1 protein-coding gene is annotated in these 312 nt (G+C 67.3%); it reads right to left on the bottom strand.

The genetic code is table 11. From position 1 onward, the window contains the following. Window positions 1-312 (bottom strand): phage portal protein (locus tag H2O73_RS23695; RefSeq protein WP_182110760.1); only part of this gene is annotated, 312 nt, incomplete at both ends.

Here is a 312-nt window from a genome sequence, read left to right as displayed (position 1 = left end):
CCAGCAGCATCGGCGGAACCCCGAAGGCCAGCGCGATCTCGCGTGCCGCAGCCTCCTTGGTCTTCTGGCACTCCATGTCCGAGGGGCTGAACCCCATGGGTTTCCAGTCGAGCCCGCCTTCCAGCAACATGGGCCGCCCCGCATTGCGCGCACCCTGGTGGTAGCTGTCCATCTCGTCGACCAGCCGCGTGTACTGCTCGGGCGACAGCGTATCGTCGCCCTCCGACCCCTTGTAGACCAACGCGCCCGACGGCCGCGCCGCATTGTCCAACAGCGCCTTTGACCACCGGGTCGCCGCGTTGTGGACATCCA

Origin of the sequence: Vibrio marinisediminis (assembly GCF_014050145.1) — a bacterium.
Taxonomy (GTDB): Bacteria; Pseudomonadota; Gammaproteobacteria; order Enterobacterales; family Vibrionaceae; genus Vibrio; species Vibrio marinisediminis.
This window is presented reverse-complemented; position numbering and strand designations above follow the sequence as displayed.